Source organism: Microcoleus sp. A2-C3 (genome assembly GCF_036706065.1).
Taxonomy (GTDB): domain Bacteria; phylum Cyanobacteriota; class Cyanobacteriia; order Cyanobacteriales; family Microcoleaceae; genus Microcoleus.
Map to the genome: position 1 here is coordinate 22,072 of NZ_JAUBVX010000072.1, position 6,097 is coordinate 28,168.

General features: G+C 43.5%; 2 protein-coding genes. One reads left to right on the top strand and one right to left on the bottom strand.

The window, feature by feature from the left end; translation table 11 throughout:
- Positions 1-5: 5 nt before the first annotated feature.
- On the bottom strand, positions 6-1,196 hold the full coding sequence (locus QUB66_RS26940) for an RNA-guided endonuclease InsQ/TnpB family protein (RefSeq protein WP_332970376.1): 1,191 nt from the start codon (positions 1,194-1,196) through the stop codon (positions 6-8).
- Positions 1,197-1,688: 492 nt separating this feature from the next.
- On the opposite strand from QUB66_RS26940, the gene QUB66_RS26945 reads away from it, so the two are divergent.
- Positions 1,689-5,723 (top strand): hypothetical protein, encoded by a 4,035-nt coding sequence (locus QUB66_RS26945; protein WP_332970375.1) that lies wholly within the window; start codon positions 1,689-1,691, stop codon positions 5,721-5,723.
- Positions 5,724-6,097 lie beyond the last annotated feature (374 nt).

Here is a 6,097-nt window from a genome sequence, read left to right on the forward strand (position 1 = left end):
TGCTTCTATGAATCGACTTGCCGATGCAGAATTACTTCAACATCGGTAGCGGTCAATTCTCCACAAGCGTTCAAGGTATTGTTACCCCAAGTTCCGGTATGCCCTACCGTACTTAATCCCCGACTTAGGATATTCTTAGCTGCATTGTGATCACGGTCTAAAACACATCCACATCTACAAACGTGAGTTCGTGTTGATAAACTCTTCTTAACAATCGTTCCGCAGCTAGAGCATTCTTGGCTGGTTCCATTGGGTGAAACGGCAATCGTAATTCTTCCGAATACTTTGCCAAAATATTCCATCCAAACTCGGAACATATACCAAGATGCGTCGTTAATCGATTTCGCTAGACAGTGATTCTTCACCATGTTCTTAATCCTCAAGTCTTCGTAAGCTATGCAGTCGTTAGACTGAATTACGCATCTTGCTAATTTCACAGCAAAATCTTTACGTTGTCTACTTATTTTGAGGTGGCGTTTTCCCAGAGTCACTCTGGCTCTTTTTCTGTTGTTGGAACCCTTGACGCGCCTTGATACCCGTCTTTGGGACTTCTTCAGTCTACATTCTCCCTTGCGGAGAAATCGTGGATTCTCTACTGCAATTACATTGGAGTCGGTGTAGAATTCTTTCAATCCTACGTCTAGTCCAATGGTATTTCCAGTTATTTCTACGACTTCGGAACGGTCAACCTGAATGCAAAACTGAACGTAGTAGCCGTCTGCACGTTTTACCAACCTGACTCGTTTAATTTGAGTGACTTGGTAGAAATGCAAGTCGCGCGTCCCTTTTAGTTTCAGCTTCCCAATCCCCTGTTTGTCGGTAAAGGTGATGGATTTCCTATCTGTTGCCAATTTCCAACCGCTAGTCTTATATTCGACTGAGCGGTTGTCTTTTTGGAACTGTGGAAATCCCTTTTTACCGGGAACCTTCTTCTTACAGTTATCGTAGAATCGGGAGATTGCAGACCATGATCTTTCTGCACTCGCCTGTCGAGCCATACTGTTCAATTCATCACAAAACGAAAATTCTTTTGCTAATAATGCACAGTATTTACTTAGATCGTTTTTACCAATCTTTTCGCCATCCATCCACAAGCGAATTGCTTTGTTTCGGATAAATTGTACTGTTCTAATAGCTTGATCGACAGCATCAAACTGCTGTCGCTTTCCGTATGTTTTGAATTCAAAAACTAGCATGACTTCGACCTGATCACGATATACTTACAATAGCAAAATTGGTGTAAAACAAATACAGTCTGTGACAATACTTTACAAGAAAGACTGAAGGGGACTGAAGTCCCCGCCCGCTTTCATCGAGCGCACTAAAGTCACGCTCGCTTTCCGCATTCCGCTAGTTTTTTTGTAAGAACACGGCAATGCTGTCTCCTAATTGGGAGTTTTTAACCGCAGATACAGGCAGATGTACGCGGTTATTTTTTAGTGTGGCGATAAATATAGGAACCGCCACATCGGTGAGGACATAAAGAACTTCATGAATAAAGCCGATACCCTTACTGCATCAATGGTTTGATTCCCGTTATGCAACTGTCAACTGTCAACTGTCAACTGTCCACTGTCAACTGTCCACTGCTATACTTATTGTGCCAATTTTCAGGGCGGAATACTCGGATGTTCGATCGACAGCAATCTAGGCTATAGCTGGAATGTAGCTAGTAGCAGTTTAAGCCGATGTCGTCTCCCAAAGGTCGATCGAGCAAAATAGAATTCAGCATCTTAGCGTCGCATCCTGAGTTGCTGACAGGTTTAGATGCGTGGCTGCGCCTGGGTTTGATTTCGCCCGCTGAGGTTGAGCAATTGTGCCGACAGCATTTAGTCTGCCCGCTGCCCGATCCCGCTGTAGCCCTTTCTGAAATTGACGATCGCCCGAACTCTCCTATTCCCGAACCCAAAGTACCAGCTCTAGCAACACAAAAAGCATTGCCCAGCACCACAAAAAACGTTGCGGAGCGCGCAGAAACCCCTCACACCCCAACTTTTGTAGCTCAAATTTTGCAGTCGCTCATAGCCGAAATTAGCGTCGTGTGGCTGTTATTTTTAGGAGTGTTCATGGTAGTTGTCTCCTCAGGAGTCTTAGCTGCCAGTCAGTGGGAAAGATTTCCGGCTGCCGGACAATATGGAGTTTTGTTAGCTTATACTTTAACTTTTTGGGCGATCGGTAGTTGGGCAAAAAAACAGTCTAATTTACACTTGACTGCTCAAACTTTGCAAGAAGTTACCCTGTTGCTAGTGCCAATAAATTTCTGGGCGATGGATACCTTTGGATTGTGGCGATATCCTTGGGATTGGGCAGTCGCCATCGTCGCCGCATTTATTTTAACTTGGATAACACGCGGAATTATTAAAGATCAGTATCAAAGTTTGTGGGGGAAAAATGTAACTACCTCGATCGCCATAAATCACTTGGGATTGAGTTATTTGCACTGGGGTTGGGGATTTGTAGGCTTTTCCATAGCAGCGGTTTATTTGGGTACCGTGGGAACTACTGTCGCTACAGTTTATCAAGTTCAACAACAACGGTTGCAATCTATCAAAGGTGGAGGAGATAGCGAAACTATCGCTGGTGCTTTCAGTTCCAGCCGAGATTTTTTAACTTACAAAAAAGCTGCTTTAGTCGCTTATTCCTTAGGAATTTTACTTGGTCGGGCGATATTTGTCAAGAATATCAATATCCCTGAAATGGGTTTAGCTTTGGGAATTTGCGGCGTGCTATTAGCGTGGCTGGATTGGCCACAGCCCCTGGCATCTGGGACTATTAAAAATAATATATCGCACCAACAAAATCCTGGTAACTTTTTTAATTGGCAATTAGCCGGAGGGGGTTTGTTGGGTTTGGGGTGGCTGGTTTGTTTTCGCGAAATTCCCCTACAGGCGATCGCAATTAGCATCTTGGCTATTTGGTTTTTCTATAATCGCTTAGTGCGGTTTTGGCAAAAGCTTGATTTGCTAATGCTTTTTGCTGTTGGACTTCAGAGCATTTGGCTGGTTTGGCGAGTTGTTCCTTTAGCGCTTAAAACACAATTTGTTATATCTTTAACTCAGCTTACCAACTCTCAGCAAACTCCTTGGGCTTTTTGGGGTGTTTTGCTCTTGCCCTATTTAATTTTAACGGTAAGCGTGGCGCAGTGGCTCTACCGATCGCGAAAGGTTCCACTTGCCCATTTTGGTGAAAATCTTGCTCTCGGTTTGGGCAGTGTTTTAACTACTCTTAGTTTAGTCAATCCCTTTTGGCGATCGATCAATTTATTCGTCTCTACTTTAACTTTAGGTTGGATCGCCTGGAAATACGTAATTCCCGATAATTCCCGGCGAGTTGTGACGCCTACTTCTGCTGTTGATCAACATCCAAATCCGGCATTTTGGGTTTACCTGACTCACATTATAGGTTTATGCGCGATATGTTCGGCAATTGACTTATTTTTACCGAACCAGAAAACGAATATTTGGGCAGGAATTTTATTGATTTTTATGGCGTCTGAATGGGCATTTTTTGTCTGGATGAAAGTAGCAAATGTCAGAGAAGATTCTGCATTTTTTCGGTGGCATCCTGCATTATTCCAAAGTTCCTGGTATTTGGGATTGGTGTTGGCAGGATTGAGTTTTATCTTGCTGTACAGTAATGTACACTCTCAGTGGAGTTTGCTCTGGCTGGCGACACCTTTGGCTTTGACTGCTGTTGCTAAATATACTGAAGTTCCTCACAAACAAGTTGCCAGTACCTTGAGTGCGATCGCCTTAATATTCGCACAAATTCTAATTTTTACTTTTCCGGGATCTCGGTTAATTGGTTTGGGTTTGGCAGCGCTGTTGATGTTAGTCAATACTTACTATTTAGTTGAGCTTCCAGCGGCTGCAATTGGAGTGGGGTTTGGCTTGAGTTTCGTAGCTGCGGCGATTTATCAATTAGGTTTTGTGTCTGGTTGGGCTTGGGCAATTGCTGGGGCGATCGCACTTTTGTGTCTCTGGTTGCTTCGCAGCACGATTGTTCGTTATTCTAGCAGTCTGCGTGAACCTTCGACCTTAGCTCAAATTTACGATCGAGCTTTAGATGGTTGGGCAATCTTACTCGCAGCCTTGCTGTTAACAAACATCACTGTTTATTCCTATGATATCTACACACGCAGTACCCTGAATTTCTCGCCCTCTGTTCAAGTATTAGCTGCTACTTTGGTAATCATGGCTGCGATTGTTTTCCGAAGTTTCCGTCAACTTCCCCCGCTGGCAATTTATGCTTTGGCTTGGAGTTTGGAGTTGCTGACAGCAGTTGGTTTGAGTTTTATTGGACGCAATACGATTAATTTGGCAGTGGCGAATATTGCGATCGGCTTATTTACCCAATTGTTGGGCGATTGGTGGCGGCGGCGCAATCCCGATGATCGCCAAATTTTACCCAGCATTCACGTTATACCTCTGCTTTACGGGTTGTTGGGCTTGATTTTGCGATCGCACACCTTTACCAATGGTACAGGTTTAATCTCGTTAGGTGCGTCTTTAATTGCGATCGGCATTGGCAGGCGGCAGCAAGAATTTAAACCTCTGGTTTATTTGGGATTAATTGGCGTATCAGCTTCCGCTTACGAATCAGTGTTTTATCAAATTTCTCGCACATCAGGAGGAGCTTTTGGCGACGGCTTAATTGTGCTAGCAACTCTCGGCACAACTTTAACTTATATCTATCGCATTTTATCTCGTTGGTTGAGCAGATATTTGCATTTAACAAATGCCGAATTAAAAATATTCGCTCATCTGCACTGGATTTTGAGCAGTTGGCTGCTGATTTCAGCTTCTGGCAACTATATTAAATCCGGCGTAAATTTAGGATTAGTTGCTGGTACTCTATTAGTGCAATACGCTTTCTTACAAGGGCGAAATAATCTCGATCGCCAATGGGCAGAAATTTGGATTTACTTAGGCTGGCTAGAAGCCTTTGGCATCCGGCTTTACTGGCTCAATACACCTTTAGTCAAGTACATTTCCGGGCCGCTGGCGCCGTGGAAAGTTGCTTTTGCTTCTCTATTTGCCTATTTAATTTACATCTTACCTTGGGATAACTGGGGTTGGTCAAAAAAACCTTGGCAGATAATTGCGTCTCTCATTCCCATAGTCGCTATTGTGGAATCTCCCGCTAAGTTTTATCCGATTAGTTTCCTCATAGCTGCCGCCTTCTATGTTTTCCTAGCTTGGGAAAAGCGCGAAGTCCGTTTTACCTACGTGAGTGTGGCGATAATTGACTGGATCTTGCTGCGCTGGTTTGGACAAATCGGATTGACTCAGCCGGAATGGTATTTTACTCCTTTAGGACTTTCTTTCCTTTACGTTGCTCAGTGCGATCGCACTTTGCAACTACCAGCCCAAAAAACCCTGCGCCACAATCTGCGAATGGTAGCCACGGCGCTGATTTGTGGGATACCTCTTTTGACTCAGCACAACCACGGTTTAGTTGCAGGATTTTTTAGCTTGGTGGCGATTGCTGCGGGTTTGGCGCTGCGAGTGCGGGCGTTTTTGTTTGTGGGAACCGGAATTTTCTTAATCAATGTTTTTTATCAGTTGGTGGTGCTGATTTTTGACTATCCCCTGATTAAATGGGCGATCGGCTTGGCTTTTGGGATTGTGTTTATCTGGATTGCTGCTACTTTTGAGACGCGGCGCGATCGCATTTCGGCTTTTGTGCAGCACTGGGTTGTACAATTGCAATCCTGGGATTGAATCTTCCGCCATCAACTACTGTTGCGCACGGAGATCTCCATTTACCAACAATATATTTTTTGTGATAACATTTTAAAAAAACGCCCTTTTTTTTGGGGTAAAAGCTTGACATTGCCGGTCTAAAAAGGTATCATATAATAATGGGAGTGGTGACAATTTTTAAATTTAAGTTACCACTTCCATTATCTAAAATATAACTTAAAAATCAACCAAAGTCAATAGGTAAAAATTCTTTTTTTTGCGCCGCGAGCAGCAAAAGCGATGTAACAGAAAAAGGGCAACTCAAAGGAGCGCAACTATAGCAATCCTAAATCATTTTCTATGTATAGGTGTACTGATGGATTTTGGGGAAATCAAATTTATGTTCCTTTGTG

What these genes read in the sequence shown, in the direction of transcription:
- QUB66_RS26945 (WP_332970375.1), top strand. Translation starts at nt 1,689, where the DNA reads ATGTCGTCTCCCAAAGGTCGATCGAGCAAAATAGAATTCAGCATCTTA.
- QUB66_RS26940 (WP_332970376.1), bottom strand. Translation starts at nt 1,196, where the DNA reads ATGCTAGTTTTTGAATTCAAAACATACGGAAAGCGACAGCAGTTTGAT.